The organism is Pseudomonas sp. LFS074 (genome assembly GCF_047978165.1).
Lineage (GTDB): Bacteria > Pseudomonadota > Gammaproteobacteria > Pseudomonadales > Pseudomonadaceae > Aquipseudomonas > Aquipseudomonas putida_P.
In genome coordinates this window covers 3,032,886-3,057,342 of sequence record NZ_JBFPFV010000001.1, presented here as the reverse complement: position 1 = coordinate 3,057,342, position 24,457 = coordinate 3,032,886, and the positions used below count along the sequence as shown (strand labels likewise).

The 24,457-nt window shown below is 63.0% G+C and carries 22 protein-coding genes and 1 pseudogene; 12 read left to right on the top strand and 11 right to left on the bottom strand.

The window, feature by feature from the left end; genetic code table 11:
• Positions 1–36: 36 nt before the first annotated feature.
• The 3 genes from ACNQP3_RS14015 to ACNQP3_RS14005 all read right to left on the bottom strand — a co-directional run bounded on the left by ACNQP3_RS14015 (position 37) and on the right by ACNQP3_RS14005 (position 4,450).
• On the bottom strand, positions 37–2,472 hold the full coding sequence (locus ACNQP3_RS14015; RefSeq protein ID WP_264317248.1) for a TonB-dependent receptor plug domain-containing protein: 2,436 nt from the start codon (positions 2,470–2,472) through the stop codon (positions 37–39).
• A gap of 174 nt (positions 2,473–2,646) precedes the next feature.
• Positions 2,647–3,615: an ABC transporter substrate-binding protein gene (locus ACNQP3_RS14010; RefSeq protein ID WP_264317247.1), complete on the bottom strand. Its 969-nt coding sequence runs from the start codon at positions 3,613–3,615 to the stop codon at positions 2,647–2,649.
• Between the two features lie 10 nt (positions 3,616–3,625).
• Positions 3,626–4,450 carry a class II aldolase/adducin family protein gene (locus ACNQP3_RS14005; RefSeq protein WP_060515524.1) on the bottom strand — a complete coding sequence of 275 codons (825 nt, stop codon included), beginning with the start codon at positions 4,448–4,450 and terminating at the stop codon, positions 3,626–3,628.
• Between the two features lie 490 nt (positions 4,451–4,940).
• Here ACNQP3_RS14005 and codB point away from each other — a divergent pair, with 490 nt between their 5' ends.
• The 4 genes from codB to ACNQP3_RS13985 all read left to right on the top strand — a co-directional run bounded on the left by codB (position 4,941) and on the right by ACNQP3_RS13985 (position 9,872).
• Positions 4,941–6,206, top strand: coding sequence for a cytosine permease (codB, locus tag ACNQP3_RS14000; protein WP_264317246.1), 1,266 nt, complete (start codon positions 4,941–4,943; stop codon positions 6,204–6,206).
• On the top strand, positions 6,203–7,420 hold the full coding sequence (locus tag ACNQP3_RS13995; protein WP_060515526.1) for a PucR family transcriptional regulator: 1,218 nt from the start codon (positions 6,203–6,205) through the stop codon (positions 7,418–7,420). The genes codB and ACNQP3_RS13995 overlap by 4 nt, the downstream gene beginning before the upstream one ends.
• 4 nt (positions 7,421–7,424) lie before the next feature.
• Positions 7,425–8,666: a cytosine deaminase gene (gene codA, locus ACNQP3_RS13990; protein WP_012272290.1), complete on the top strand. Its 1,242-nt coding sequence runs from the start codon at positions 7,425–7,427 to the stop codon at positions 8,664–8,666.
• Between the two features lie 225 nt (positions 8,667–8,891).
• The gene (locus ACNQP3_RS13985) at positions 8,892–9,872 is read left to right on the top strand and encodes a DNA-binding protein (RefSeq protein ID WP_264317245.1); all 981 of its coding nucleotides are present in this window, start codon (positions 8,892–8,894) and stop codon (positions 9,870–9,872) included.
• Between the two features lies 1 nt (position 9,873).
• On the opposite strand, the gene ACNQP3_RS13980 is transcribed toward ACNQP3_RS13985, so the two are convergent.
• Together ACNQP3_RS13980 and ACNQP3_RS13975 are read right to left on the bottom strand one after the other, a co-directional pair.
• Entirely contained in the window at positions 9,874–10,383 is a 510-nt protein-coding gene (locus ACNQP3_RS13980) for a GNAT family N-acetyltransferase (RefSeq protein WP_060492364.1), read from the bottom strand.
• Positions 10,384–10,400: 17 nt separating this feature from the next.
• Positions 10,401–11,114 (bottom strand): MgtC/SapB family protein, encoded by a 714-nt coding sequence (locus ACNQP3_RS13975; protein ID WP_012272287.1) that lies wholly within the window; start codon positions 11,112–11,114, stop codon positions 10,401–10,403.
• Positions 11,115–11,510: 396 nt separating this feature from the next.
• On the opposite strand from ACNQP3_RS13975, the gene ACNQP3_RS13970 reads away from it, so the two are divergent.
• Positions 11,511–11,978 carry a sterol desaturase family protein gene (locus ACNQP3_RS13970; RefSeq protein WP_041166491.1) on the top strand — a complete coding sequence of 156 codons (468 nt, stop codon included), beginning with the start codon at positions 11,511–11,513 and terminating at the stop codon, positions 11,976–11,978.
• Between the two features lie 15 nt (positions 11,979–11,993).
• Here ACNQP3_RS13970 and ACNQP3_RS13965 read toward each other — a convergent pair whose 3' ends face one another.
• Positions 11,994–12,887, bottom strand: coding sequence for a bile acid:sodium symporter family protein (locus ACNQP3_RS13965; RefSeq protein WP_012272285.1), 894 nt, complete (start codon positions 12,885–12,887; stop codon positions 11,994–11,996).
• A 184-nt stretch (positions 12,888–13,071) separates the two neighbouring features.
• Here ACNQP3_RS13965 and ACNQP3_RS13960 point away from each other — a divergent pair, with 184 nt between their 5' ends.
• The 6 genes and pseudogenes from ACNQP3_RS13960 to ACNQP3_RS13935 all read left to right on the top strand — a co-directional run bounded on the left by ACNQP3_RS13960 (position 13,072) and on the right by ACNQP3_RS13935 (position 18,189).
• Positions 13,072–13,935, top strand: a complete 864-nt coding sequence (locus tag ACNQP3_RS13960; RefSeq protein WP_264317244.1) for a Dyp-type peroxidase — start codon at positions 13,072–13,074, stop codon at positions 13,933–13,935.
• 89 nt (positions 13,936–14,024) lie between these two features.
• The gene (locus ACNQP3_RS13955; protein ID WP_012272283.1) at positions 14,025–14,936 is read left to right on the top strand and encodes an aldo/keto reductase; all 912 of its coding nucleotides are present in this window, start codon (positions 14,025–14,027) and stop codon (positions 14,934–14,936) included.
• A gap of 4 nt (positions 14,937–14,940) precedes the next feature.
• Positions 14,941–16,224 carry an NTP/NDP exchange transporter gene (locus ACNQP3_RS13950; RefSeq protein WP_012272282.1) on the top strand — a complete coding sequence of 428 codons (1,284 nt, stop codon included), beginning with the start codon at positions 14,941–14,943 and terminating at the stop codon, positions 16,222–16,224.
• A gap of 204 nt (positions 16,225–16,428) precedes the next feature.
• Positions 16,429–16,554 (top strand): annotated as a pseudogene (locus tag ACNQP3_RS13945) (general stress protein); the annotation flags it as partial.
• 137 nt (positions 16,555–16,691) lie between these two features.
• Complete coding sequence (locus ACNQP3_RS13940; protein WP_012272280.1) at positions 16,692–17,279, top strand: nucleosidase; 588 nt, start codon at positions 16,692–16,694, stop codon at positions 17,277–17,279.
• Between the two features lie 88 nt (positions 17,280–17,367).
• The gene (locus tag ACNQP3_RS13935) at positions 17,368–18,189 is read left to right on the top strand and encodes a Ku protein (protein WP_012272279.1); all 822 of its coding nucleotides are present in this window, start codon (positions 17,368–17,370) and stop codon (positions 18,187–18,189) included.
• Here the strand turns inward: ACNQP3_RS13935 and ACNQP3_RS13930 are convergent.
• From ACNQP3_RS13930 to ligD, 5 genes are read right to left on the bottom strand one after another with little or no spacing between them, the layout of a single operon-like run.
• The gene (locus ACNQP3_RS13930; RefSeq protein ID WP_060492369.1) at positions 18,184–18,882 is read right to left on the bottom strand and encodes a glycosyltransferase; all 699 of its coding nucleotides are present in this window, start codon (positions 18,880–18,882) and stop codon (positions 18,184–18,186) included. The genes ACNQP3_RS13935 and ACNQP3_RS13930 overlap by 6 nt on opposite strands.
• Complete coding sequence (locus ACNQP3_RS13925; RefSeq protein WP_012272277.1) at positions 18,879–19,478, bottom strand: class I SAM-dependent methyltransferase; 600 nt, start codon at positions 19,476–19,478, stop codon at positions 18,879–18,881. The genes ACNQP3_RS13930 and ACNQP3_RS13925 overlap by 4 nt, the downstream gene beginning before the upstream one ends.
• A gap of 10 nt (positions 19,479–19,488) precedes the next feature.
• Positions 19,489–20,241: a PIG-L deacetylase family protein gene (locus ACNQP3_RS13920; protein ID WP_264317243.1), complete on the bottom strand. Its 753-nt coding sequence runs from the start codon at positions 20,239–20,241 to the stop codon at positions 19,489–19,491.
• Entirely contained in the window at positions 20,238–21,281 is a 1,044-nt protein-coding gene (locus tag ACNQP3_RS13915) for an acyl-CoA dehydrogenase family protein (protein ID WP_264317242.1), read from the bottom strand. The genes ACNQP3_RS13920 and ACNQP3_RS13915 overlap by 4 nt, the downstream gene beginning before the upstream one ends.
• A 40-nt stretch (positions 21,282–21,321) precedes the next feature.
• Positions 21,322–23,823, bottom strand: a complete 2,502-nt coding sequence (gene ligD / locus ACNQP3_RS13910) for a DNA ligase D (protein WP_264317241.1) — start codon at positions 23,821–23,823, stop codon at positions 21,322–21,324.
• Positions 23,824–23,950: 127 nt separating this feature from the next.
• On the opposite strand from ligD, the gene ACNQP3_RS13905 reads away from it, so the two are divergent.
• The gene (locus tag ACNQP3_RS13905; protein ID WP_264317240.1) at positions 23,951–24,415 is read left to right on the top strand and encodes a phosphotransferase system, HPr-related protein; all 465 of its coding nucleotides are present in this window, start codon (positions 23,951–23,953) and stop codon (positions 24,413–24,415) included.
• Positions 24,416–24,457 lie beyond the last annotated feature (42 nt).

Genomic DNA, 24,457 nt, shown 5'->3' with positions numbered 1-24,457 from the left:
CGCCCGCCAAGCGCGGCGGGCGCACGGTCGGTGGGGTCAGAAGTTGTAGGCGATGCGCGTGTACCAGAAGCCGCCGTAAGGGTCGAACGGCGAGATCGAGCCAAATTTCGGGAAGCCGTTGATGTCGCCCGCGGGGTAGCCGTTGTTGTCGGCGCGTACGTCGAACAGGTTGTTGGCACCTACGGCGATGTCGAAGTTGTCGGTCAGGGCATAGGCCACTTCCAGGTCAGTGAGCCATTTCGCGCCGTAGGTCACGTCATAGTCAGGATTGGCGTCACGGGCGATGACCTTGTCGTAGCGGGTCAGTGCAGCATTGATGGTGAAACGTTCGATCTGCCAGTTGGCGCTGAGGATCAATTTGGTCTTGGGGTTGGCAACGGTCAGGTAGCCCTGTGCCACGCGGTCGAACAGTTCCAGGTTATTGCCCGCAGCCCGCAACGATGCCGGCGTCTCCTTGATGTCGTCGATCTCGGTCTTGTTGTAGTTGAAACCCACGCCGTACTTGGCCCGGCCATAGCGGCCGTAGTCGACGCGGTAGTCGGCCACCAGGTCGACCCCGCGGGTGGTGGTGTCGGCGGCGTTGGTGAAGTACTTGACCCGGTATCCGGGCCTGTAGCCGTTGTCGAGCAGTACCTGGTCGACGCCGTTGCCATAGAGGAAGCCGGTGAGGGCAATGCGATCGCGGATTTCGATCTGGTAGGCATCCAGGGTCAGGCTGGCCTGGGGCAGAGGCTGCCAGGTAAAGCCGATGCTGATGTTGCGCGATTTCTCCGGGCTAAGGTCTTCAGCCCCCAGTGCCTGGGCCAGTGGCGAATCGACACGCACGGTCTTGGCCTCGACGAACTGCGCCACGCCATTGACGAGGGTGTACTGGTTGGACGTCTGGGCGTAGACCGACTGGGACAGCGATGGTGCGCGAAAGCCGTTGCTGAGGGTGCCGCGCACGGCGAAGGTGGAGGTGAAGTCGTAGCGTGCGGAAAGCTTGCCGCTGCGTGTGTTGCCGCTGCTGTCGTCGTACTTCTCGAAACGCGCGGCCACCCCCAGCCACAGTTTGTCGGTGGGGTTCAGGCCCAGGTCGAGGTAGCTGGCGTAGCTGTTGCGGCTGAGCTGGCCTTCGTCTTCGGGGGTCAGGGTGATTGCGCCCTGGGCGCCGACTGCACCCGGCTGGCCAGCCAGTGGGCCACTGGGGTAGATGTAACCGCCATTGATGTACGAAAGCGGGTCATCGGACTCGGTCTTGTAGCGCTCATGACGATGCTCCAGGCCCCACGACACCTGCAGCGGCTTGGCCAGGCCAACCTCGAAGGCGCGAGTCAGGTCGAGGTTGTTGGTCCACTGGTCGAAGTAGTTGGTGTAAGTGTCGAAGCGCGTCGGGCTGGTCGGGCCGAGCGAGGCGTTAAGGGTTTCGTCGGCACCGGCCTGGCCCTTGTCACGGCCAAAGGTAGAGCTCAGGTCCCAGTGCCATTCGCCCAGCTCGCCACGGCCGCCGGCGGCAGCCTGGTAGTCGGTTTCTTCCAGGGTATAGAAGGGCGCAGTACCGTCCGGGTAGATCTCGGGGATGATGTTGGTCGAGTTCGGGCGGCGGTAGTTTTGCCCGCCACGGGCATCGCGTTTGCTGAACGTGGAGAACGAGTAAAGAGTCAGGGCGTCATTGACGGGCAGCTCGGCGTTGTAGGACAGGTTGATGGCCTTGATCTTTGGCAGGCCATTCTTCTGCACATGGCGGTCGGCGCTGTCGTTGCGTGGGTCGCCGGCGAAGTACAGGTTGCCGGTGGCCTCGCGCGAGCGGGTGGCAGTCTGTACCGACTTGGCGTCCAGGGCGTAGTTGAAGAAGCCGCCGTTGTCGCCCAGGGCCAGGCCCTGGTTGAGGGTTTGCCGCAGGTTATCGCCATCGCCCTTGTAGTACTGGCCGTACTGGGTGCTGACCGAACCACCGTTGTCGCGCTGCTTGAGGATGATGTTGATCACCCCGGCGATGGCATCGGAGCCATACTGCGCCGAGGCACCATCACGCAATATCTCGACGTGGTCGATGGCGCTGATGGGGATCATGTCGAGGTCGACGGGGTTGGTGCCGTAGGCGGCGGTGGAGTCGAGGTTGATCACGGCACTGTTGTGGCGGCGCTTGCCGTTGACCAGCACCAGCACGTTGGAACCGTTCAGACCGCGCAGGCTGTAGGGGCGGGCGACGCTGTCATTGGACGTACCGGAAGGGCGTTGGGAGAACGATGGCAAGGTTTTCTGCAGCGCACCGCGCAGGCTGGATTCGCCAGTCTGTTCCAACTGCTTGCTGTCGATCACGTCGATCGGTGCCGGGCTGCTGGTGACGGTACGCACATCGCTGCCCCGCGAGCCGGTGACGATCACCGTGTCGAGTGCAGCGTCAGCCTCGGCCGCCATGGCCAGCGGGGTGAGCAGGTAGCCGGCGAGCAAGGTGGGGGCCAGCGTTAAAGGGGTAAACACAGACTTCATGACTGTTCCTTGGGTTCGATTGGCAGATCAGGCCCTGGATGTGCGATCGAACGGGCTCTCATGGGTGTTGCACGCAGTGCAGGCGCAGCCTGGTCCGCGGGAGGTGCGTTGCTCCCGGGGTCGATGTGCCTTGGAGTCGTCCGGCGCGCGCCGGTGCGTTTGCCGCAGCGGGGCCTAGCCGCTGAGCAGAAGGTTGAAGCGATCGTCCCAAAAGCGACGTACCTGCAGTGGCTGGCGCAGCAGGCCGCTGTCATGGAACAGGTCGGCGATACGCTGCTGGGCCGCGATCGCGTCTTCGCTGACCGGCAGCAGGCGGCTAGGCAAGCGGCGTTGCTCGTATTGCTGCAAGTAGAGTGCGCGGGGGATACCGGTCAGGCGCTCGCTACGTTCCGCCCAGGCCTGAGGGTGCTGCTCGACCCAGGCCCACGTGGCTTTTTCGCGTTGCAGAAAATCGCGAATGGCCGCTTGCTTGCCCGGCTGCTGCAGCACCTGGGCGCTGGTAGCGATCAGGTAGTTGCTGCACGGGTAGCGGTTGGCCTCGGCCAGCACCACGCCGTTCATGCTGACCTGGGCCTGCAGTGCGCCGATGCCGCCGGCGACGAGGGCGTCGAGATGGCCGTTCTGGAATGCCACCAGGGCATCGCGGGCTGGCATTGGCCGGGCCTGGATGTCAGCGAGGGTCAGTTGCTGATCGCGCAAAAGGTTCAGCAGCAGGTAATGGGTGTCGGTGGCACGTACAAAACTCACCCGCTTGCCCTTGAGGTCGGCCAGGGTATCGATCCCCCTGCCACGCTTGACGATCACGCTGCTACGGTTCTGCTCGCCTTGATAGCTGGCAATCAATACCAGCGGGTTACCGGCAGCGCTTGCAAACAGTGGCAATACCGGGCTCATGAAGGCGTAGTCCAGGCTGTTGCCGGCGAAGGCCTCCAGTACCATGGCCCCACCAGGCACATCCACCCACTGCAGTGGATAAGGTGTAGCGGCTTGCCCGGCATCGGCGAGGAAGCTCGCCGCCTGGCCTTTGTAGCGCCACACCCGCAGGGCCTCGCTGGCGTTGGCCAGCTGTGGGCCGAGCCCCACGGCCAGGGCTGCAGCGGCGCTGCGTTGCAGCAAGGTGCGGCGGCTGATGGAGTAAGCCATGCACTGCACCTCAGTCCAGGAGGTCGGGCTGCTGCTGGACGATACGGTCCCACAGCGGCACAAAGTTCAACCAGGCGAACAGTTCGCGTTGGGCCGGGTTGCTGGCCCCTTCGAGCTGTTCCGGTACGCGCGGCTGCCCGGCAGCATAAGCGAGCAAGTGCGCGCGAGCGGTGTCGTCGGCGAGGATGAAACGCCAGGCTGCGCTTTCGACCGACTGGCCGGTGACCCACAGCCCATGGTTCTGCCAGACCAGCAGGTTATGCCCGGCGAAGGTTTCGACGAAGGCCCGGGCAACCAGGTCGCGGTCTTGCAGCAGGCCACCGCCGGCATCACGCAGGGCGTTGCGGTCGAACAACACCTGCTCGCCACGGAAGGCCGAGGCTTCGGCCGTGATCGGCTGGAACAGCTGGCCCAGCGATGACCAGACCCGGCCATGAAAGCTGTGCAGGTGGGCGATACCGATCACTTCGGGGCGTGCCTGCTGCAATTGGTAATGCAGCTCGAGCGCGCTGGTGTTGAGCAGGCCGTTGCCTTCGACGACCTGGCCTTGGCCATCCACGCGTAGCAAGTCTGAGGTACGGATTTGCGTAAATGGCACGCCCAGCGGGTTGATCCAGTAGTGGTCAGTCTCGATCGGGTCGCGGGCGGTGAAATGGCCCGCCAGGCCCACTTCGAAGCCCAGCTCGGCAAACAACCTGTACGAGGCGGCCAGGCGTTGCTTGCGGTGCAGGCGTTCGGCAGACAGGTCGCTGAAGGTAGGCGGGGCACTTAGCTGCAAGCGATGGTTCTGGTGTGGCAGGTTGGTGATGCTGTGGCGTGGGGCTACTTGGGACATGGCGCTAACTCACGGAGGAAATGATCGTCAATCCGGTCATCCGCACTGCCACTGGTGCCCCGTTTCGGGCAGCTCGCAGGTGGATGAATCGGGGCCTCCACCGTGCGAGGGGTCGGGTCTGGAAGGACTGTAACAAGGGGGTGAGTAAGGCAGAAATACTGTTTTGATCTATTTTTATTATTATTTTTCAGAATATAAAAATATGCTTGATATTTGATTGGTGCATTTTGATTGCACCGCTTGCGTGCTCATGCATGCGCGACGCCCGGTTGGCTGGGTGATTAGTTCCCAGCCCAGACCCGCTTTGGTGCATGAATGCCTCAAAATAAGTCGTCAAGCACACTTTAATATCCTCATATAGGCGCTTTAATGTTCATGTTGCACATGAATATCTAGGCTTCCCGCCCGCTTTTTCCTGGGTTGCGGCCCTGGAAAAAGCGGCCCGCATATTGCTCTTTCTGCTCCCAACTACAATCCGGAGCCCCGTGCAATGAGCTCACCCAGTGAATTCCCCCTAAGCGAAGCCCCGCAGTCCGCCCGCAAGGGCCTGCTACCGATCGCGATGGTCCTGTTCAGCTTCACCTTTTTTACCGGCACGATGTTCGCTGGCGGCAAGCTGGGCATGGCCTTCGGCTTTGTCGACATGTTGTGGGTGGCAACCCTTGGCAACAGCCTGTTGGCCTTGTATGCCGCAGCGCTGGCGTTCATCGCCTCGCGCAGCGGGCTTAACACGGTGTTGATGGGGCGCTTCTGTTTCGGTGAGGCGGGCAGCCGGCTTTCGGATTTTCTGTTGGGTTTCGCTGAACTGGGCTGGTATGCCTGGGGCACGGCCACGGTAGCCATCGTGCTGGTCAAGCTGCTGGGGTTGGCAGAGGGCTTCAGCGTACCGCTGATGGTGCTGTTCGGACTGGGCTTCAGTGTCACTGCCATCATCGGCTTCAAGGGGCTGGACGTGCTGTCGCGGGTGTCAGTGCCATTGATGTTCGTGCTGCTGTTGGTGTCCATGTACATCGCCACCCGCGATGCCGGTGGCTTTGCCGGCCTGGCCGCCGTGATACCACACGAAACCATGACCTTTTCAGCGGCGGTGACCATGGTCTTCGGCACCTTCGCCAGTGGTGCCACCCAGGCCACCAACTGGACGCGGCTGTCACGCAGCGGCCGGGTAGCGGTGATCGCCAGCGTGGTGGCATTCCTGCTTGGCAACGGCCTGATGGTGGTGGCCGGTGCCTGGTGCGCGATGGTTTACCAGCAGGCCGATATCGTCGAGGTAATGATGCTGCAGGGCCTGTCGTTCGCGGCGGTGGTGATGCTGTGCTTGAACCTGTGGACCATCCAGGGGCCGACTATCTATAACGTGTCGGCCGCCGCCTGCCACCTGCTACGCAGTGAGCGTCGGCGCACGGCAACACTGATGGCAGCCGGGGTTGGCATCGTGCTGGCGATTGGCGGCATGTATGAAATGCTGATCCCGTTCCTGGTACTGCTGGGCTCGATCATTCCGCCGGTGGGCGGGGTCATCATGGCCGACTTCTGGTATCGCCACCGTGGCAAGTACCCGGCACTGAGCACGGTAAGCCTGCCACGCTACAACCTGACAGGCCTGTTTGCCTATGCCGTAGGTGCGGTACTGGCCTACGCCTCGCCATGGGTCGCTCCGCTGGTGGGTATCGGCGCCTCGGCGCTGTGCTATATCGTCATCCATGAGCTGGGTGCACGCCGCCGTGCGCCTGGCCAGGCGGGCGTCGAGCCGTGAGCCTGGCGCTGGACGAGATCCTGCATTTACCCGGCCTGCACGAAATGAGCGTGCGGGCCGGAGCGCGCAACCTGCAACGGCGAGTGCGCTGGCCTTACGTGGCGGAAAACGAGGGCATCGCCGAATGGGTGATGGGCGGTGAACTGGTGTTCGTCACGGGCATCAACCATCCGCGCGGCGAGGCCAACTTGCTGAGCCTGGTAGAGGACGGCGAGGCCGTGGGCATTGCCGGCATGGTGATTCTCACTGGCGGCAGCTTCATCCAGAGCATCCCGGCGTCCGTTATCGCATATGCAGAGCAACTGGGCTTGCCGCTGATCGAGCAGCCCTACGCGCTGAAGATGGTGGTGGTCACCCACCTGATCGGCACGGCACTGGTGCAGATGAGCCAGGTGCGTCGCTCGCGCAACGACATCCTTGGCCAACTGCTCACAGGCGACTACCCGAGCCTGGCGATTGCAAGGCAGCGAGCAGCGCACCTGCAACTGGCGCTGGACCACCCACGGCGCCTGCTGGCTTTGCGCCTGGCGGGCGTAGATAGCTTGTTCGAGCGCCACGGGCTGGCTCACGGTGAGCGTACCTGGCAGGCTACCCGTCAGGCCCTGGAGGACCAACTCGAAGCCTGGTGCCGTCAGCGGCCAGGCAGCGTAACGGCGCAGTTACCGGGCGACCTGTTCGTGGTGCTACTGGCCGACACGCCCGACCTGGCCGAGACGTTGGCGGTGCTGTACCGGCAACTGCAGGCCGCGACGGGTGAACTGAGCCTGTACATGGGCTTGTCGAGCCTCGCCGAAGAGTGTGCGCACTACCGCCAGGCCCTCAACGAGGCGCGCCAGGCGCTGGATGTGGCGCAGCACCTGCGCCCAGCCAACGGCTTTTGCAACTTCAGCGAACTGGGCGTACTGCGCCTGCTGCAAGGTATTGTCGACCGCTCGCTGATCGACGACTTCGTCAGCCGCACCCTCGGGCCGCTGATCGCCCCTGGGCGCAAGCAGGCCAATGCCCTGGTGCATACCCTCGACGCCTTGCTCATGGAAAACGGCAATGGGCTGAAGGCCGCACAGCGCTTGGGGTTGCACCGCAACACCATCAATCAGCGCATCCAGCGCATCGAACAACTGAGCGGGCAGTCTCTCGACGACCCGCTTTTTCGCATGAATGCTTCGGTCGCCATGCTGGTGTGGCGCATGAGCGAAGCCCACGGCAAGGAGTAACAGCATGAACATTATCAACGCACGCCTACGCGGCAAACCCGGCCTGTTCCGTATCGAACTGAACGGCGCGCGCATTGCCGCCATCGTGCCCCAAGCCGAGGTGGTGGCGCTCGCGGGTGTCGATGACCTGGACGCCGGGCAAAACCTGGTCGTGGCGCCCTTCGTGGAGCCGCACATCCACCTGGACGCCACACTGACTGCGGGTGAACCCAGGTGGAACATGAGCGGCACCTTGTTCGAAGGCATCGAATGCTGGGCTGAACGCAAGGAAACCACCACCCATGACGACATCAAGACGCGCGCGAAAAAGACCATCGGCATGCTGGTCGACCACGGTATCCAGCATGTGCGCACCCATGTCGATGTAACCGACCCGAAACTCACTGCGCTCAAGGCAATGGTCGAGGTGCGTGACGAAGTGCGCGAGCAGGTCGACCTGCAGATCGTCGCCTTCCCCCAGGAAGGGATCGAGTCGTACGCCAACGGACGGGCGCTGATGACCGAAGCGGTGGCCATCGGTGCCGATGTGGTCGGCGGTATTCCGCATTTCGAGAACACCCGCGACCAGGGTGTATCGTCGGTGAAGTTCCTGATGGACCTGGCCGAGCGCACCGGCTGCCTGGTGGACGTGCACTGCGACGAAACCGACGACCCGCAATCGCGTTTCCTCGAAGTGTTGGCCGAAGAAGCCCGGGTACGCGACATGGGGGCGCGGGTTACGGCCAGCCATACCGTGGCCATGGGCTCGTATGACAATGCCTACTGCTACAAGCTGTTCCGCCTGCTCAAGTTGTCTGGCATCAACTTCGTGTCGTGCCCGACCGAGAGCATTCACCTGCAGGGGCGCTTCGACAACTACCCGAAACGCCGTGGCGTCACCCGCGTGGCCGAGATCGACCGCGCCGGGATGAACGTGTGTTTTGGCCAGGACTCCATCGTCGACCCGTGGTACCCGCTGGGCAACGGCAACATTCTGCGCATTCTCGAAGCAGGGCTGCACATCTGCCACATGCTCGGCTATGAAGACCTGCAGCGCTGCCTGGACCTGATCACCGACAACAGCGCCCGCACGCTGAACCTGGGCGAACGCTATGGCATCGAAGTGGGGCGCCCCGCAAACCTGTTGCTGCTGTCGGCGCCGGATGATTACGAGATGGTGCGCAGCCAAGGGCATGCACTGGTGTCGGTGCGCAATGGCAAGGTGCTGATGCGCCGCACGCCTGCGCGGGTCGACCGCTCGTTCTGATACGCCACTACGCCCCTATGCAACGCCCCGCAGGCCCCGTGCCTGGCGGGGCGTTTTGCTTTTGAACATACGGTTATTCGCGATCGTTTTGCCAATTTTATGCCTGACATGCGATAAGCCGTGATTATTCAACCATAGTAATTGATTGCAGCTGCGCTTTGAAGTCGTCATAATTGGTACGTAATTACATATTACATAACACAGTACAGAATCGTAGGAGCAAGCATGGCGCGCGGCGGTATCAACAAGGTGGTAGTGCAGCAGGCGCGGCAGGCGCTGATTGCCCGGGGCGAGAACCCCAGCATCGATGCCATACGTATCGAGCTGGGCAATACCGGCTCTAAAACCACCATTCACCGCTATCTGAAGGAGTTGAACGGCCAGCAGCCGGTGGCCTCCGAAGGCGGCGCTGCGCTGAGCGATGTGCTGAGCCGCCTGGTCGGGCAACTGGCAACCCAGCTGCAGGACGAGGCCGATTTGAAGATCGAACAGGCCGAGAGCACCTTCACCCAACAGCGGGAAACGCTTGAGGCGCAGCTGGAAATCGCCCAGCAGGCGCTGAATGCAGCTCATCAGCAACACAAGATCGATGCAGCGGCCTTGGCCGCCGAGACAGAAAAACGGCTGTCCACGCAAAGCACGTTGCAAGCGGAACAACTGCGCAGCGCCAGCCTTAACCAGTCGCTAGGTGAATTGCAGGTGCGCCTGACCGACAAGGACGAGCAGGTCAAGTCGCTGGAAGACAAGCACCGCCATGCCCGCGATGCTCTGGAGCACTACCGCAATGCCAGCCGTGAACAGCGCGAGCAGGAACAGCGCCGCCATGAAGCGCAGTTGCAGCAGATGCAGGTGGAAATACGCCAGCTACAGCAAGGCATGATCGTCAAGCAGGACGAGCTAACCCGTCTGCACCGCGATAACGAGCGGTTGCTGGGCGAGCACCGCCAGGCCGCCAGCGAGTGCCGGGCGCAGGGCGAGTTGCTGGAACAGCGTGAAGCGCAGATCCAGGGCTTGCGCACGATCCTGGCCCAGGCCCAGGGCGCCAGCGAGGAAATGCGTCGCCAACTGGAGGAGCAAGCGCAAAACCTGGAGCACAGGCACGATGTGTGCGCCGAGCAGGCTCGCCAGTTGCAGCGGCTCGAGGAGCGCGTGAAAGAACGGGACGAGGCGCTGGCCCAGTGCAGAGCGGCCTTGCCAGCCCCATAGGTTAATGGCCGACGCAGAGGCGCATTGCACAACGCCCTTCGAGACCGTGAGCGTGCTCGCTGGCCAGAATGCCCCGGAGTCGATCGTTCAGCAGCCTTTCATGCAGCCTCTCAAACCCAAAACGGGCATAAAACGGCGCATTCCAGGGCACATCGACAAAGGTGGTCAAGGTCAGCTCGCGCACACCGGCGCAGCGTGCGGCATCGACCACTTGCCGCAGCAAGCGGCGCCCGACACCTTGCCCTTGGCCCTCCCGGCACACTGATATTTCATGAAGGTGCAGCGCTTGGTCCGCAAGCCTGGCGCAGGCAAAACCGACAATGCGCCCAGCCGGATCCTCAGCGACCCAACTACCACCTTCCTCGACGAAAGCCCTGTGTGCAGCGCAGTCCATCACATCACCTTGCGCCAGCCAGGCCAGTGCCGGCCAGCCGACAAAAGCCTGGGCTGCCGATCGCTCGACGCCTGGCAGCCGTTGAATGTCGCGCTCAAGGGTAGGGCGGATAAGCATGAATCACTCCTGTCGTTCTAATCAGCCGCCAACACCTGCGGCTGTAATTGCCAGCGCACCGAGCTTACACCTTTCTCCAGGCTGACCCGGCTGACCAGCCGCTCCAGCTGCGCCGGCGCCTGCGTGGTGCCCAGCAGTTCGGCACGTACTTCCAGGCGTGCAGGGTTGTCCAGGTCTGCGCTCTGCAGTGACTGCAGCCGCAGTTGCGGGTCGCCCAGGCTATGCAGCATCAGGCTGCGCACCTGAATCTCGTCCTCGGCGCGGCAGACGATACGTACTTCGAAGTGCTGCTCCACCTCGCTGGCCGGCACCACGTCCTGACGGTCCAGGCGCTGGGCGATGTCGCGCAGCAGGATATTGGCGCACAGCACCACCAGGCTACCCAGCGCAGCCTCCAACAGCAGCCCAAGGCTGCACAGCACGCCGACTGCAGCCGTGCACCACAAGGTGGCTGCGGTGTTCAGGCCACGCACGTTGAAACCGTCGCGCATGATCACGCCGCCACCCAGAAAGCCGATGCCCGACACGACATAGGCGGCCACGCGCGACGCATCGGCAGGCGCCATGCCTGGCACTGCCTGGGTCATCAGCACGAACAGGCAGGCACCGGTACTGACCAGTGCATTGGTGCGCAGCCCGGTCAGGCGTTGGCGCAATTGCCGTTCGGCACCGATCAGCGCCCCCAGCAGCAGGGCAATGGCAACGCGCAGTAAAAATACTTTCCAATCCATAGCAAACCTCTTCCGCAGGCAAACGCCCGCATGAACGCCATCAGTTGGCGCGGTTGAAAAACCAGAAAAATGCGCAGGACCACGAGGAGGGAAGGAGGTGCGGGGTTACAAGAAACCACCGTCTTGCCAGAGCGGCCAGACAGTGCAGGACACTGCCGGGCTAGCGCGCCACGTGGGCCTGTCGCAAGCGACTGGGGCTACTGTCCAAGGCAGGTCTCCTGTTGAGGAAGGCAAAATTGCGCCGCGGACCATACGCCGCGTGGCAGGGCAGGTCAAGGGCAAAAACATGACAATGGCTTCATCCGCGAATGGCCTGCAGCCGGTCACGCCCGCATGGAAAAATACCTGAGCAGCCGGTACCCTTGCGCCTCCCTTTGCCATCACCCGGACCGTTCCATGCTGTTCAATTTCGCCGTCCTGTTCGGCACCCTGGTGGCCATGGAGGGCGTTGGCACGCTGGCTCACAAGTACATCATGCATGGCTGGGGCTGGTGGCTGCATCGCTCGCACCATGAGCCACAACTGGGCATGCTCGAAACCAACGACCTCTACCTGGTGGCCCTGGGGCTGATTGCCACGGCGCTGGTGGCGCTCGGGAAAAGCGGTTTTGCACCGCTGCAGTGGGTAGGCGGCGGCGTGGCAGGGTACGGGGTGCTGTATGTGCTGGCCCACGACGGCTTCTTTCACCGGCATTGGCCGCACAAGCCACGGCCGGTCAACCGCTATCTGAAACGCTTGCACCGGGCGCATCGGTTGCACCATGCGGTGAAGGGGCGCACGGGGAGTGTGTCGTTCGGGTTCTTCTATGCGCCGCCCCTGAAGAGGTTGACGGCGCAGCTTCGACGCAAGCGCAGCCAGCCGTGATAAACCGACAGGGGTTCAATTCGCCGTTTCCCCTTTGGGTTGCGCCGCCACCTGCCCTCGGCTGACCCACCAGCCGAACCCAGCCGCAGTAAAGAACATGATCAGGCTGTACAACGCAGCCGGCACTGCCATGGTCGCGTTGTTCAGCAGCGACGGGCTCAATGCAAGGGCAATGGCCAAGGTCCCGTTATGGATGCCGATCTCCATGCCGATGGCAATCGCCTGGCGCTTGGGGATGTTCAGCAGCCGTGGCACCCAATAGCCCACCGTCAGGCTCAGCAGGTTGAACAGCAGCGCGGCCAGGCCTACCACCGGTGCGTACTCGACCACGGTCTGCCAGTCCTTGGCCAATGCCAAGACGATGGTGAAGGCCAGGAACAGCGCCGCTACCAGTTTCATCGGCTTTTCCATGCGCGCAGCGAATGCCGGGGCGAAATGGCGAATCAGCATGCCCAGCGCCACCGGCAGCAAGACAATGGCAAACACCTGCATGACCTTGGCGAACTGCAATGGGATAGCCTGGTCCGAAGCCATGAACCAGCTCAGCGACAGGTTCACCAGCAACGGCATGGTCAGGATCGCAATCAGCGAGTTGACCGCCGTCAGGGTAATATTCAACGCCACGTCACCATGAGCCAGGTGGCTGAACAGGTTGGCCGTGGTGCCGCCTGGCGAGGCGGCCAGCAGCATCAGCCCCACTGCCAAGGCAGACTCCAGACCAAAGCCGTTGGCGATCAGGAAGCACACCAGCGGCAGCAGCAGGATCTGACAGGCCAGGCCTACCACCACCGGCTTGGGGTACTTCACCACGCGAGCGAAATCAGCCAGGGTGAGCGACAACCCCAGGCCGAGCATGATGATGCCCAGGGCAAGCGGCAGAAAGGCTGTGAGCAAGGGCGAGGCGGTCATGGGCGGTCTCTCGGGCGAAGGATCTCGAGCAGTGTAGGCCGGCCCTGATTGATAGCTAATCGCAAAGGGCCAGCACTTGGTAACCGTTTGTTACCAAGCGCAGCGCGTGGCGAGGCTGCATGCCGCATTGCAGCGGGCCTGTGGGCGCAGTAGCATGCCGCTTTTAACCGAGGATTAGCCTGTCATGCCGTTCCAGCAAGGTCTGCTTGCCACCCCGGTGCCGGCCCACGCCCGCCACCTGTTCTTCACCCTGCAGTCGCCCGAGGCGTTGCCTGCCGCCCTGGATGCCTTGCTGCCACAGGTCGATGGTGAACAGCTTCTGCTCGGTATTGGCGCCCCGCTGGTCAAGGCCATGGGCCGTGATGTGCCAGGCTTGCGCGCCTTCCCGCTGCTGGATGCCGCCGTGGAGAACCCCAGCACCCAACACGCCCTGTGGCTGTGGTTGCGTGGCAACGAACGTGGCGACCTGCTGTTGCGCGCCCAGGCGCTCGAGCAGGCGCTGGCACCGGCATTGCGCCTGGCCGACAGCGTTGATGGTTTCCTGCACCGTGGCGGCCACGACCTGACCGGTTACGAAGACGGCACCGAAAATCCGGTGGACGAAGCTGCCGTAAAAGCGGCCATTGCCGCCGATGGTTCCAGCTATGCCGCGTTCCAGCTGTGGAAGCACGACCTGGAGTATTTCAAGTCGCTGCCCCAAGCTGATCAGGACAACATCATCGGCCGCCGCCTGAGCGACAACGAGGAACTCGACGATGCACCCGAGTCCGCACACGTCAAACGTACGGCTCAGGAAAGTTTCGAACCCGAGGCGTTCATGGTCCGTCGCTCGGTGGCCTGGGCCGACCAGCGCGGTGCCGGCCTGGCCTTCGTCGCCCTGGGCCAAAGCTTCGATGCGTTCGAAGTACAGCTGCGACGCATGAGCGGCCTGGAAGACGGCATTATCGACGGTCTCTACCGCTTCAGCCGGCCACTCACAGGCGGCTACTACTGGTGCCCGCCGATGGCTGAGACGGGTGTCGACCTGAGCCAACTGCTGCGGGCCTGATCACTAAACATCCAGATACAGAAACACCCGCTGGCGTGGGTTAGAGCGGCTAGCCTTGAAAGTTTCCGATTCATGACGGGAGCTTTTTCATGTACGCACGTCGTGATGTCCTACGCACAGGTGCCACGTTGGGCTTGCTGACCGTCGTCAGCCCCTGGCTGCATGCTGCCACCCCGGTGGGCTTGCTGGCTCGCAAAGTGCCGTCCACCGGTGAAGCCTTACCGGTGATCGGCGCGGGCACTTCCGGCAGCTTCGAGGTGGAGGCTGGCTCGGCTCAGTACCAGCAGCTCAAAGCGGTGCTCAAGGCGTTTTTCGACGGTGGCGGGCGGGTGATCGATACCTCGCCCAACTATGGCGGCGCCGACAGCATTCTTGGCCAATTGCTGGAGGAGGGCGGCTGGCACCGGCAATGCTTCATCGCTACCAAGATCGCCGCCGACAACCGGGCTGACGCCGAAAGGCAGTGGGCCGGCAGCCTCAGAAGCCTGCGCACCGACAAGGTCGACTTGCTGCAGATCCACAACCTGCGCGACTGGCAGACCCAACTGCCCTATGCCCGTGAGCTGAAGCAGCAAGGCAAAACGCGTTACGTCGGCATCACCCATTACCTGAACAGTGGCCAGGACGAAGTCGCGCGAATAGTGCGTAGCGAGCCGCTGGACTTTATCCAGATCAACTATTCGGTCAACGCCCCCGACGCCGCCCGTGAGCTGCTGCCGCTGTGCCAGGACAAGGGCGTTGCCGTATTGATCAACCGTGCCTTCGACGATGGCCGCCTGTTCGCCCGGGTCAAGGACCAGGCCTTGCCGGGCTGGGCCGCTGAAGCGGGCATCGGCAGCTGGGCGCAGTTGTTTTTGAAGTTCGCCATCAGCCACCCGGCAGTGACCACGGTCATCCCCGCCACCGGCCGGCCCGACCGCCAGCTTGACCAGCTCAAGGCTGGGCATGACCCCATGCTCACTCACGCGCAGCAACAGGCGCTGATCAAGCAGTTCGCCTGACACCATGGAGGCGTGGCGGCGGCGTCTGGACCAAGGGCTGAACATCCAGCCCGGCGAAGGGCCGGCGGTCATCGCCGGCTTGCTGTTGTTCTACCTGTTGTTCACCGGTTACTTCATGCTGCGCCCGGTGCGCGAAACCATGGGGGTTGCCGGTGGCGTGGACAACCTGCAATGGCTGTTCACCGGCACCTTCATCGCTACCCTGGCGTGCCTGCCGCTATTCGGTTGGTTGGCCTCCAAGGTGCAACGCAGGCATATCCTGCCCTGGGCCTACGGTTTCTTCGCCAGCAACCTGCTACTGTTCGCGGCACTGTTTGCCGGCAATCCAGACGACCTGTGGACTGCCCGAGCCTTCTACATTTGGCTATCAGTGTTCAACTTGCTGACGATCTCGCTGGCCTGGAGCGTGCTCGCCGACTTGTTTTCAACCGCGCAAGGCAAGCGCTTGTTCGGCCTGCTGGCGGCCGGGGCAAGCCTGGGTGGGCTTAGCGGCCCCCTGTTCGGCGCCTTGTTGGTCGCACCGCTGGGCCATGCCGGTTTGTTGGTGCTGGCCGCGGCATTTCTGATAGGCAGTATCGTCGCGGCCTTGTTCCTGCAACGCTGGCGGGCGCGCCAACCGCTGCCGGCGCAAACAGAACGTCTGGCCTCGCGCCCATTAGGCGGCAACCCGTTTGCCGGCGCCACCGCCGTGCTCCGTTCGCCGTACCTGTTGGGTATCGCGTTATTCGTGGTGCTGCTGGCCAGCGTCAGCACCTTTCTGTACTTCGAACAGGCGCGCATCGTCAGTGAAACCTTTACCGACCGCACCCGGCAAACCCAGGTTTTCGGCCTGATCGACACCGTTGTGCAGGCGCTGGCCATCCTCACCCAGGTGTTCATTACCGGGCGCCTGGCTCGTCGGCTAGGCGTTGGGGTCTTGCTGGTGGCAGTGCCGGTGGTGATGGCAGCAGGCTTTCTGTGGTTGGCACTGGCGCCGGTGTTCGCCGTGTTCGTTGTAGTGATGGTGGTGCGCCGTGCCGGCGAGTATGCGCTGGTGCGGCCAGGTCGCGAGATGCTGTTCACCGTGCTGCCCGCCGAGGACAAGTACAAGGCCAAGAACTTCATCGACACCGTGGTCTATCGTGGCGGCGATGCCCTGAGCGGCTGGGTCAAGCGTGCGCTGGACGTCATCGGCGAGCACCCGCAACTGGCGATGTTGATCGGCGCGCTGATTGCCCTGGGCTGGGCAGCGACAGGTGGCTGGCTGGGTCGCCACCAGGCTCGTATGGATAGCCCGCCGCGCGACTGACAGGCGCGCCAAATATGGCGTTGCCGCTTATTTAACGCCACCGGTCCGAACCCTTCGCAATAAAACGAATCCCGCGATATCGCCGAACTCCGAACCTGTGTACGGCAGCTTGCCGTGCATTCCGAAGTCACATGAGGTTTGAGCACCATGGCCACTAAAGACAACAGCCGTACCGGCAATCAACAAGGCAGCCAGGGCGGTAACAAGAACCCAGGTAATTTCGCCAATGACCGAGAAAAGGCTTCTGAAGCCGGACGCAAGGGCGGCCAGTCTTCGGGCAGCAACATGCCGCACGATCGCGAGTCGGGTCGCAAGGGCGGCCGCTCGTAATTGACCGACGCAGTGCCGGGGCGACCTGGCACTGCAATCAGCGAAAAGGGCGGCACTCAGCACCGCCAGGCTTGCAATTAGCCGGGGTTGGCCGACAATGGCCGCGCCCCTTGCAGCCACGCGGAAACACCTGCTCAATGATGCTGATCAAGCAATTCCCCGACATTTCCCTGAATGACACGCTGTTCGTTTTCGCCCTCGAGGCCGAGGCTGGCGATGTGTTCAACGAGGTGAACACCGTGTTCACTGGCATTGGCAAGGTCAATGCGGCTATTGCGCTCACCAAAGCGATCGCAACGCGCAAGCCCAAGCTTATCGTCAACCTTGGCTCAGCTGGCAGCCAGCGCCATGGCAAGGGCCAGGTGGTGTGCTGTAACCGCTTCGTGCAACGCGACATGGACGTGACCCCACTGGGCTTTGCCCGCTACGAAACACCCTTGTCGGATATCCCGGTAGTACTGGAGCATGGGGCAGTGATCCCCGGCCTGGCCCTGGAAGCCTGTGGCAGCGGTGACAGCTTCGAAATCAACCACGGCGATGCACCTTACGACGTGGTCGATATGGAAGCCTATGTGCTGGCGTTGATCGCGCGTGACGAAGGCATTCCGTTTGTTTGTCTGAAGTATGTTTCCGACGATGCCGGCAGCGATGCGGCGGGGGATTGGTCGGTGCAGGTGCACCTCGCGGCCGAGGCGTTCAAGCGGGTCCTGTTCAGCCAGGCTTGACTGCTGGTCGGTGCCCGCGCCCGCCGAGAAACCATTGACGCCCGCCGCAGTCACTTCTGGTATCGGCAGGCAATCTTCGGAGCACTTCATGGCTCGGGCAATCTGGAAAGGCGCCATCAGTTTTGGCCTCGTGCACATCCCCGTGGCACTCCATACCGCCGTGCGTACCGAGCGGGTGGATTTCGACTGGCTCGACAAGCGCAGCATGGAGCCTGTGGGCTATAAGCGGGTGAACAAGGTGACCGGCAAGGAAATCGACAAGGACAACATCGTCAAGGGCGTGGAATTCGAGAAGGGCCGCTACGTGGTAATCAGCGAGGAAGAGATCCGCAAGGCTCGGCCCGAAGCGACCCAGACCATCGATATCTTTTCCTTCGTCGAAGCTGGCGAGATCCCACTGCAGCATTTCGATACGCCGTACTACCTAACCCCGGACCGCCGTGGTGGCAAGGTGTATGCCTTGCTGCGCGAGACGCTTCAGAAGACCGGCAAGGTGGCACTGGCCACCGTGGTACTGCATACCCGCCAGCATCTGGCGCTGCTGCGCCCCCTGGACGACGCGCTGGTGATGATTACCCTGCGCTGGCCCGAAGAAGTACGCGGGCTGGAGACGCTGGAACTGGACAGCAGCGTGACGGACAACAAGGTGGAAAAGCGCGAGCTGGACATGGCCAAGCGTCTGGTGGAGGACATGAGCGAGCCTTGGAAGCCCGAGGCGTATCACGATGCCTTCCGCCAGACCATCATGGACCTGGTGGAAGAGAAGGCCAGCAAGGGCAAGATCGAGTCTGTGGTGAACGGCGACGCTGCGAGTGCTGAAAAGGGTGCGGACATCCTCGACCTTACCGAACTGCTCAAGCGCAGCCTGGCAGGCAAGAAGCCGGCGAAGAAAGCGCGCAAGGCGTCATGAGGTTTTAACCGGAGGGCTGTCGGGGGCGCTTTGCGAGGCCTGTGCCTGCAACCTCGCCAGATAATCACCAAACCCTTCGCGGGCGCGGCTGTCAAGCCGGCTGCTGGTGGCCACGCTGTGCCTGGCGGTCCAGACGATCTGTGCGCCGCAGGCCTGAAGGTCACTGACCAGTTGCACATCTTCATGCGCCGCCAACGGTTTGAAGCCGCCCACCCGCGCGTAGGCATCGGAACATACCCCCAGATTCGCGCCGTGCACATGCCGGTGGCCTTCGCGCGCTTCATAACGGCTCTGGTACACCTTGCGCAGGGCGGCTGTGTGCCAGGGTTGCCAGTAGTCGATGTGCACCGTGCCGCACACCACATCGGCGCTGCAGGCCAGCTGCGACATCAGCCAGTGTGCCGGTACCCGGCTATCTGCATCGGTGCAGGCCAACCACTGCGCGCCGCGTTCGAGCATGTGCGCCGCACCCACCCGGCGCGCCATGCCGACATTCCCGGCATCCACCATCAAGGCCTGGACACCGAAACGCCTTGCCACCGCGGCGCTTGCGTCACTGCAGCGGTCGAGTACCACCAGCACCTCCACGCGGTACCCCGCCTGCTGCGCCTGCTGGGCAGCGACCAGCACCGCCCGCAGGCAGCGTCCCAGCCGGCGCGCTTCGTTATGCGCAGGGATGACCACGGCAATCATGGGCAGGTCTCGTCGAGGTCGACCACGCTGGGCTGGCAGGACCAGTATTCCAGCACGAAGTCCGCCTCTTCATGCTGGAACTGCTGATACAGCGGCAGGTGCCGGGCGAGCATGCGGTGCACTTCACGGCCATCCTGCGGGCAACCGACGATGGGATGCTTCCAGTGGCACGCCAGCAGCCCACCGTCGTAGGTCAGGCTGGCCGCTGATTGCTCGATCACATGCAGCCAGTCGGTGGAGTCGAGGTAGTAGCCCACTTCGCTGAGCACGATCAGGTCAAAGCGCCCGCTCGGCCAGTGCGTAGGTAACCGGGCCAGTTCCACCGAGGCATTGGGTACCTGTGCAAGCCGCACGCGGGCCAGGTTCACAGCGGTCGGGTCCAGGTCCTGGCAGAGCAGGTCGGCGCAGCGTTCGGCCAGCAGCGCACTGAGCTCGCCATTGGCACAGGCTGGCTCGAACACTCGCTGATAGCACTGCCGAGGCAGGCTGGCCATGACCAACTCGCGCTTGCGTTTCTCGTACCAGCGAGTGCGGAAGGCCCAAGGGTCTTCGTTGGTGGCGTAAAGCTCGGCGAAATACTGCGAATCGAGGCTCATGAAGGCTCCACTACAGAAAGACCAGTTCGAAAGGTTGCAGCAGACAATCCAGCAGATTGGACGGCAGCACTGGCTGTTCGTCGTCCCGTCCCAGCTGGCTGACGTGAGCGGCCAACGCCTTGCGCTTGCGTGCCAAGCGGCTTTCATCGAGTTGCAGACGGTGGGCACGGGGCCACGGCAGACGTGGATCGTCAGGCTCTGCCCAATGCCATGCCCAAACCGGTACCTCGGCCAATTGCACCTGGCGGGCCGCCGCCGCATGCGCGGCAGCGCGGCCGACGGCCTCGTGATCGCAATGCCCGTCATTACGCCAGGTAGCCATCAACAGGTCATCGGGCCGCAGCAACTGGGTGAGGTGGCTAACCAGAAACGCTTCTTCACGCGGCAGCTGGCCGTCCCTGAGATGCAGCCTGCGCCAGTCCATCTGGTTTGGCTCCAGGCCCAGCTGCTTCAGGGCCTGGCGGCTCTCCAGAGGGCGCTGGCGGCGCAAGCGGTGCTCGCTCCAGTGGCTGGAACCTGGGTGACTGCCCTCACCATCGGTGGCGGAAATCAGCACCAGTTCTTCTTCGCGACCGGTGAACCCCGCCAGCAGGCCGCCGGCCATGAGTATTTCGTCGTCCGGGTGGGGTGCAATCAATACCAGGCGGCGCCCTGGCGGGCAAAGCTGGCGCGGATCGAGCCAGGTAGCACGGGCCAGATGCGCGGCCTGTTGCCAGGATGCCCAAGGCGTGCCACTGCTCGACTGAATCAGATTCTCGTTCATAGCTGCCAGGCTCCGGCCGGCCCCTGGGCCAACTGCTGGCCCAACACCGCCAGGTCACGCTCGGCATGACTTTGGCGAATGAACACCGGCAGATCGGCGCTCAGCCGAGCAAAGTGGCTGCTGCGGCAGAAGGGTGTAGCGCCCAGCGCTCGCCCGACATGGCTGATCACCTGTTCCACCGCCTGTTCTACCTGGGCACGGGTACGGCGCACTTCGAAACTGGCATCTGCTGCAGGCTGCAGGTCGATCCAGGCGGCGCACTCGCGCAGCGCTGCGCGGGCACCGTACAACGCAGCGTCAACGGCCCCCAGATGGGCATCGGCATGCGGGTCGGGGCGGGGCCTGCGGCAGTGTTCGCGCAGGTAGTCCGCCAGCGCTTCAGCCGCGCCGAACCAGCAGGCGGCGATGCCTGCACCGCCGTGCCAGAAGCCTGGGCGTGCAAGGTATTGGCCGGCCTTGCCGATGAGCGTACCAGGAGTGTCGTTGAACGACAGTTCGACGCTGGCAGTCGTGCCCATGCCTACAGCCTGCCAATGCTCGATGTTCAAACCCTGGCTCGGTTGCGACAATTCGATGGCCACCAGTTGCGGTTGCTCCGCCTCATCCCAGGCGGTGATCAACGCCCGGTCGATCTGCAAGGCGCCTGAACACCAGGCCTTGCGGCCGTTCAATAGCACCTGTTTACCTTCGCGAGCCGTGATCCGCGTACGGGCATCAGGCGGTTCGGCGGCCCACACGCCCCAGATGCCGTCGCGCGCGTGGTACGCGGCACCACACTCGGCCAGAATTGCCAGGGCATCTGTGTGGCCTTCATAGAGTTTGGCCAGAGCCAGGTCGCAACCCGCCACGCGGGCCAAGGTCTGCCAGCGACGCAGGGTGTTGCCTTGCCCCGGCAAGGGCAGCAGGTCCAGGTGGTCAGCTTGCAGCGCCTGAATCAGCTGCGGCAGCTGGGTGTCGAGGTTAAGCGCTTGCTGGCGTTCGCCAAAGGCGCGCAACAGGCGGTCAAGGGTGGTCAGGTTGAAGTCTTGAACGATGCTCATGGGCGTGTCTCCCGGGTCATGTCCATTCGCTGTTGCGCCATCACGAGAGCCCCAGTTGCTTGCGCATGCGGGCAGTGATGGACTGGCGCACCTTGCCCAGGTCGGCCCATGGGTCTTCGACTTCTGCGAGACGCTCGCGCACGTTGGCGATGTTCCACGTGTTGGCGGCTTTGAGCTGCACCAGCTCGTCGCGCCATATGGGCACCGAAACAGGCAGCCCCTCTCGGGCACGCAGGGAGTAAGCGCACGCGGTGGTGGCGCCTTTGCTGTTGCGCAGGTAATCGATGAAGATGCGCCCAACACGGTTTTTCGGCCCAGACACCGCGCTGAGACGGTCCGGGAACAACGTGGCCAGGTAGTTGACGATGGCGTGGCTGAAGCCTTTGACTTCGTCCCAGCCGGCGCGCCGGGTCAACGGCACTACAACATGAATGCCTTTGCCTCCACTGGTTTTCAGGAACACCTTCAGGCCTAGCTCGTCAAGCAGGGTAAGGGTGAGCTGAGTCGCCTCCAGCATGGCCTTCCAGGGCAACGCGGGGTCAGGGTCCAGGTCGAGCACGAAGCGGTCGGGTTTGTCGAAGTCCTTGTCCGTGGCGTTCCAGGTGTGCAGTTCAAGCATGTTCATCTGCACCGCGCCTAGCAGCGTGTCTGGGCGATTGATAACCATCGCCGCCTGGCCGGCCTCGGCCTTTTCGTAGCTAAGCACGTTGGGTATGTGCAGCTGGCCCGCGTTCTTTTGGAAGAACAGCTCGCCGGCCAGGCCGTCCGGTGCGCGAACCAGCGCCACCGGGCGGTGCTTGAGCTGTGGCAGGATCCATTGGCTGATGTCGGCATAGTATTCGGCGACTTCGCGCTTGGTCGCACCCAGGGTGGCGTCGATCACCCTGTCAGGATGTGTCAGGTGCAGTTCATCCGGGGTTTCAGACGTCTTGGCCTGCTTGCTGCGCTTAGGCACGGTCTTGGCGGGCATGGCGCGCTCCAGGTCGATAGCTGTTGCCGCCTTGTCGTCGCGCAGGCCGTGGAAAACCGAGTGGCGCACGATGCCATCACGGGTCATCTGGGCATAGGCGACTTCAGCGAGCAGTTTCGGTTGCAGCCAATGCACACCACGGGCTTCGGCACCGGTGGGCGGCCTGGCCACGGCTGGCTTGGCAGTTTCCAGGGACGTTAACCGGGCAAGCAGGGTGGCCAGGGTGGTATCACTGAAGCCGGTACCTACCTTTCCGGCATAGCGCAGCTCACCACTGTCGTTGTCGTGCAGGGCCAGCAGCAAGGCCCCGAAGCCGCTGCGGCTGCCTTTGGGGTCGGTGTAGCCGACGATCACGAATTCCTGGCGTTGCTTGCACTTGAGCTTGACCCAGTCCGAGCTGCGGCGGCCACTGTACGGGCTGTCGACGCGTTTGCCGATCAGCCCTTCGAGCTGCAGACGGCAGGCGCTGTCGAGCAGGGATTCGACAGGCTGGTCAAAGTCGGCAGAAAACTTGAGTACGTCCGACTTATCGTGCCCAAGCAATTGGCGTAAGGTGTCGCGGCGGCCCTGCAGCGGTACCTGACGCAGGTCCCGACCACCAAGAAACGGCAGGTCGAACAGGTAATAGGCAATGCCTTCGTCATGCTCGGTATCGAAGGCGTTCTGCAAGGCTTGGAAGTCTGCTGCGCCATTTTCGTCAACCACCACCATTTCGCCATCGAGCCAGGCCGAACCGACACCCAGCGCGCGCAAGGCAGCGACCTGCCGGGGCATTTTGCTGCTCCAGTCGTGGCCATTGCGGGTGAACAGGCGGATGTCTTCGCCGTCGATGCGGGCCATGATGCGGTAGCCGTCGAACTTGACTTCATAGCGCCAGTCGCCGCTAGGCGGGGAATCCACCAACGTTGCAAGCTGCGGCTGTAGCTGCGCTGGCAACGGCGCATGCTGGCCTTTTCCGGTGCGTTGACGGTTGGTGCGCGGTGTAGTGGCCTTTTTTGCAGCGGCCTTGCGTGGCAACAAGGTGCGGTCGCTGAGCACGCTGTCAGGCTGGGCCTCGACAATGCTGTAGTCAGCTTCGCTGCGCGCCTGGCCATCGTGGGACTTCACCAGCATCCATTGCTCCTTTTTGCCGGCCAGGTGGGTGCGAAACAGGTTCCACACACCACTGAGCTTTTCACCCTGCAGGCGAAAGCGCAGCTTGCCTTTGGCATAAGCCTCACGGGCATCGCCCTCGGGCTCCCATATGCCACGGTCCCAAACGATCACATCGCCTGCACCATAGTGGCCTTCGGGGATATGCCCCTCGAAGTCGGCGTAGTCCAGCGGATGGTCCTCCACATGCACGGCCAGTCGGCGCACCTTGGGGTCCAGCGACGGCCCCTTGGGGATCGCCCAGCTCTTCAGGGTGCCATCAAGCTCCAGGCGGAAGTCATAGTGCAGGTGGCTGGCGTCATGCTTCTGGATGCAGAACAGCAGGGCGTGGGCCTGTTTACCACGGCTGCGCCTGCCGTCTGGCTCGGGCGTGGCGCTGAAGTCACGCTTGCGCGCATATTCCTGCAGGGGCTTGGCCATGGAGGGCTCCGGGTGGTTCGCAGTCTCTAAGGTGGGAGGCGCTGCAGTGAGGGGTAGTTCAAAAAACTCTGAATCTTCAACAGGCAGACGCAGTCGACCGAATGAAGCCAACCGACGGAGAACCCACATGGCCAGAACAGATAAACCCACGCCGTATACCCCTACAGAAATCGATGACACCGAAGACCGCATGGGCAGCGTCCACGAGTTGGACTTCGATGAGCGCCTGGATGAGCGACAAGGACGTGTGGGCGACGAACGACCGGCCGACGACGTCGCTCGGGAGTTTTCACCACGGCGTGTGGCCGAAAGCGGCATGACCGGCGGCGAGGCGCTGAGTGATAGCCTGCATGAAGACAACGTCACCTATGACGATTTGAGCCAGGACACTCTGCTGGACGAAACAGGTGCCCGCGACCCGTATGAGTCTGGCGACAGTGAGGGCCCGGCGGATCAGACCTTGCGGCAGGTGAACGCCGATGAGATCGGGGGCGGCATAGGCTTGGACGAGGCCGAGCTGGCGCGGTCCGCGCCGCTGGACGGCATACCGTGGAGCGATGATGCGGTCATTGACGAGGACAGCAAGCCTTGAGCGAGCCGAGCCGCTGAGCGGCTGGACGTTGCCCTGAAGCCA

Bases quoted from the DNA above. Each gene is read 5' to 3' on its own strand.
- ACNQP3_RS13960 (WP_264317244.1), top strand. From the start codon at position 13,072: ATGCCGTTCCAGCAAGGTCTGCTTGCCACCCCGGTGCCGGCCCACGCC.
- ACNQP3_RS13965 (WP_012272285.1), bottom strand. From the start codon at position 12,887: ATGACCGCCTCGCCCTTGCTCACAGCCTTTCTGCCGCTTGCCCTGGGC.
- ACNQP3_RS13950 (WP_012272282.1), top strand. From the start codon at position 14,941: ATGGAGGCGTGGCGGCGGCGTCTGGACCAAGGGCTGAACATCCAGCCC.
- ACNQP3_RS13905 (WP_264317240.1), top strand. From the start codon at position 23,951: ATGGCCAGAACAGATAAACCCACGCCGTATACCCCTACAGAAATCGAT.
- codB (WP_264317246.1), top strand. From the start codon at position 4,941: ATGAGCTCACCCAGTGAATTCCCCCTAAGCGAAGCCCCGCAGTCCGCC.
- ACNQP3_RS14015 (WP_264317248.1), bottom strand. From the start codon at position 2,472: ATGAAGTCTGTGTTTACCCCTTTAACGCTGGCCCCCACCTTGCTCGCC.
- ACNQP3_RS13920 (WP_264317243.1), bottom strand. From the start codon at position 20,241: ATGAACGAGAATCTGATTCAGTCGAGCAGTGGCACGCCTTGGGCATCC.
- ACNQP3_RS13935 (WP_012272279.1), top strand. From the start codon at position 17,368: ATGGCTCGGGCAATCTGGAAAGGCGCCATCAGTTTTGGCCTCGTGCAC.
- ACNQP3_RS13940 (WP_012272280.1), top strand. From the start codon at position 16,692: ATGATGCTGATCAAGCAATTCCCCGACATTTCCCTGAATGACACGCTG.
- ACNQP3_RS13915 (WP_264317242.1), bottom strand. From the start codon at position 21,281: ATGAGCATCGTTCAAGACTTCAACCTGACCACCCTTGACCGCCTGTTG.
- ACNQP3_RS14005 (WP_060515524.1), bottom strand. From the start codon at position 4,450: ATGTCCCAAGTAGCCCCACGCCACAGCATCACCAACCTGCCACACCAG.
- ACNQP3_RS14010 (WP_264317247.1), bottom strand. From the start codon at position 3,615: ATGGCTTACTCCATCAGCCGCCGCACCTTGCTGCAACGCAGCGCCGCT.
- ACNQP3_RS13925 (WP_012272277.1), bottom strand. From the start codon at position 19,478: ATGAGCCTCGATTCGCAGTATTTCGCCGAGCTTTACGCCACCAACGAA.
- ACNQP3_RS13985 (WP_264317245.1), top strand. From the start codon at position 8,892: ATGGCGCGCGGCGGTATCAACAAGGTGGTAGTGCAGCAGGCGCGGCAG.
- ACNQP3_RS13975 (WP_012272287.1), bottom strand. From the start codon at position 11,114: ATGGATTGGAAAGTATTTTTACTGCGCGTTGCCATTGCCCTGCTGCTG.
- ACNQP3_RS13980 (WP_060492364.1), bottom strand. From the start codon at position 10,383: ATGCTTATCCGCCCTACCCTTGAGCGCGACATTCAACGGCTGCCAGGC.
- ligD (WP_264317241.1), bottom strand. From the start codon at position 23,823: ATGGCCAAGCCCCTGCAGGAATATGCGCGCAAGCGTGACTTCAGCGCC.
- ACNQP3_RS13930 (WP_060492369.1), bottom strand. From the start codon at position 18,882: ATGATTGCCGTGGTCATCCCTGCGCATAACGAAGCGCGCCGGCTGGGA.
- ACNQP3_RS13955 (WP_012272283.1), top strand. From the start codon at position 14,025: ATGTACGCACGTCGTGATGTCCTACGCACAGGTGCCACGTTGGGCTTG.
- ACNQP3_RS13970 (WP_041166491.1), top strand. From the start codon at position 11,511: ATGCTGTTCAATTTCGCCGTCCTGTTCGGCACCCTGGTGGCCATGGAG.
- codA (WP_012272290.1), top strand. From the start codon at position 7,425: ATGAACATTATCAACGCACGCCTACGCGGCAAACCCGGCCTGTTCCGT.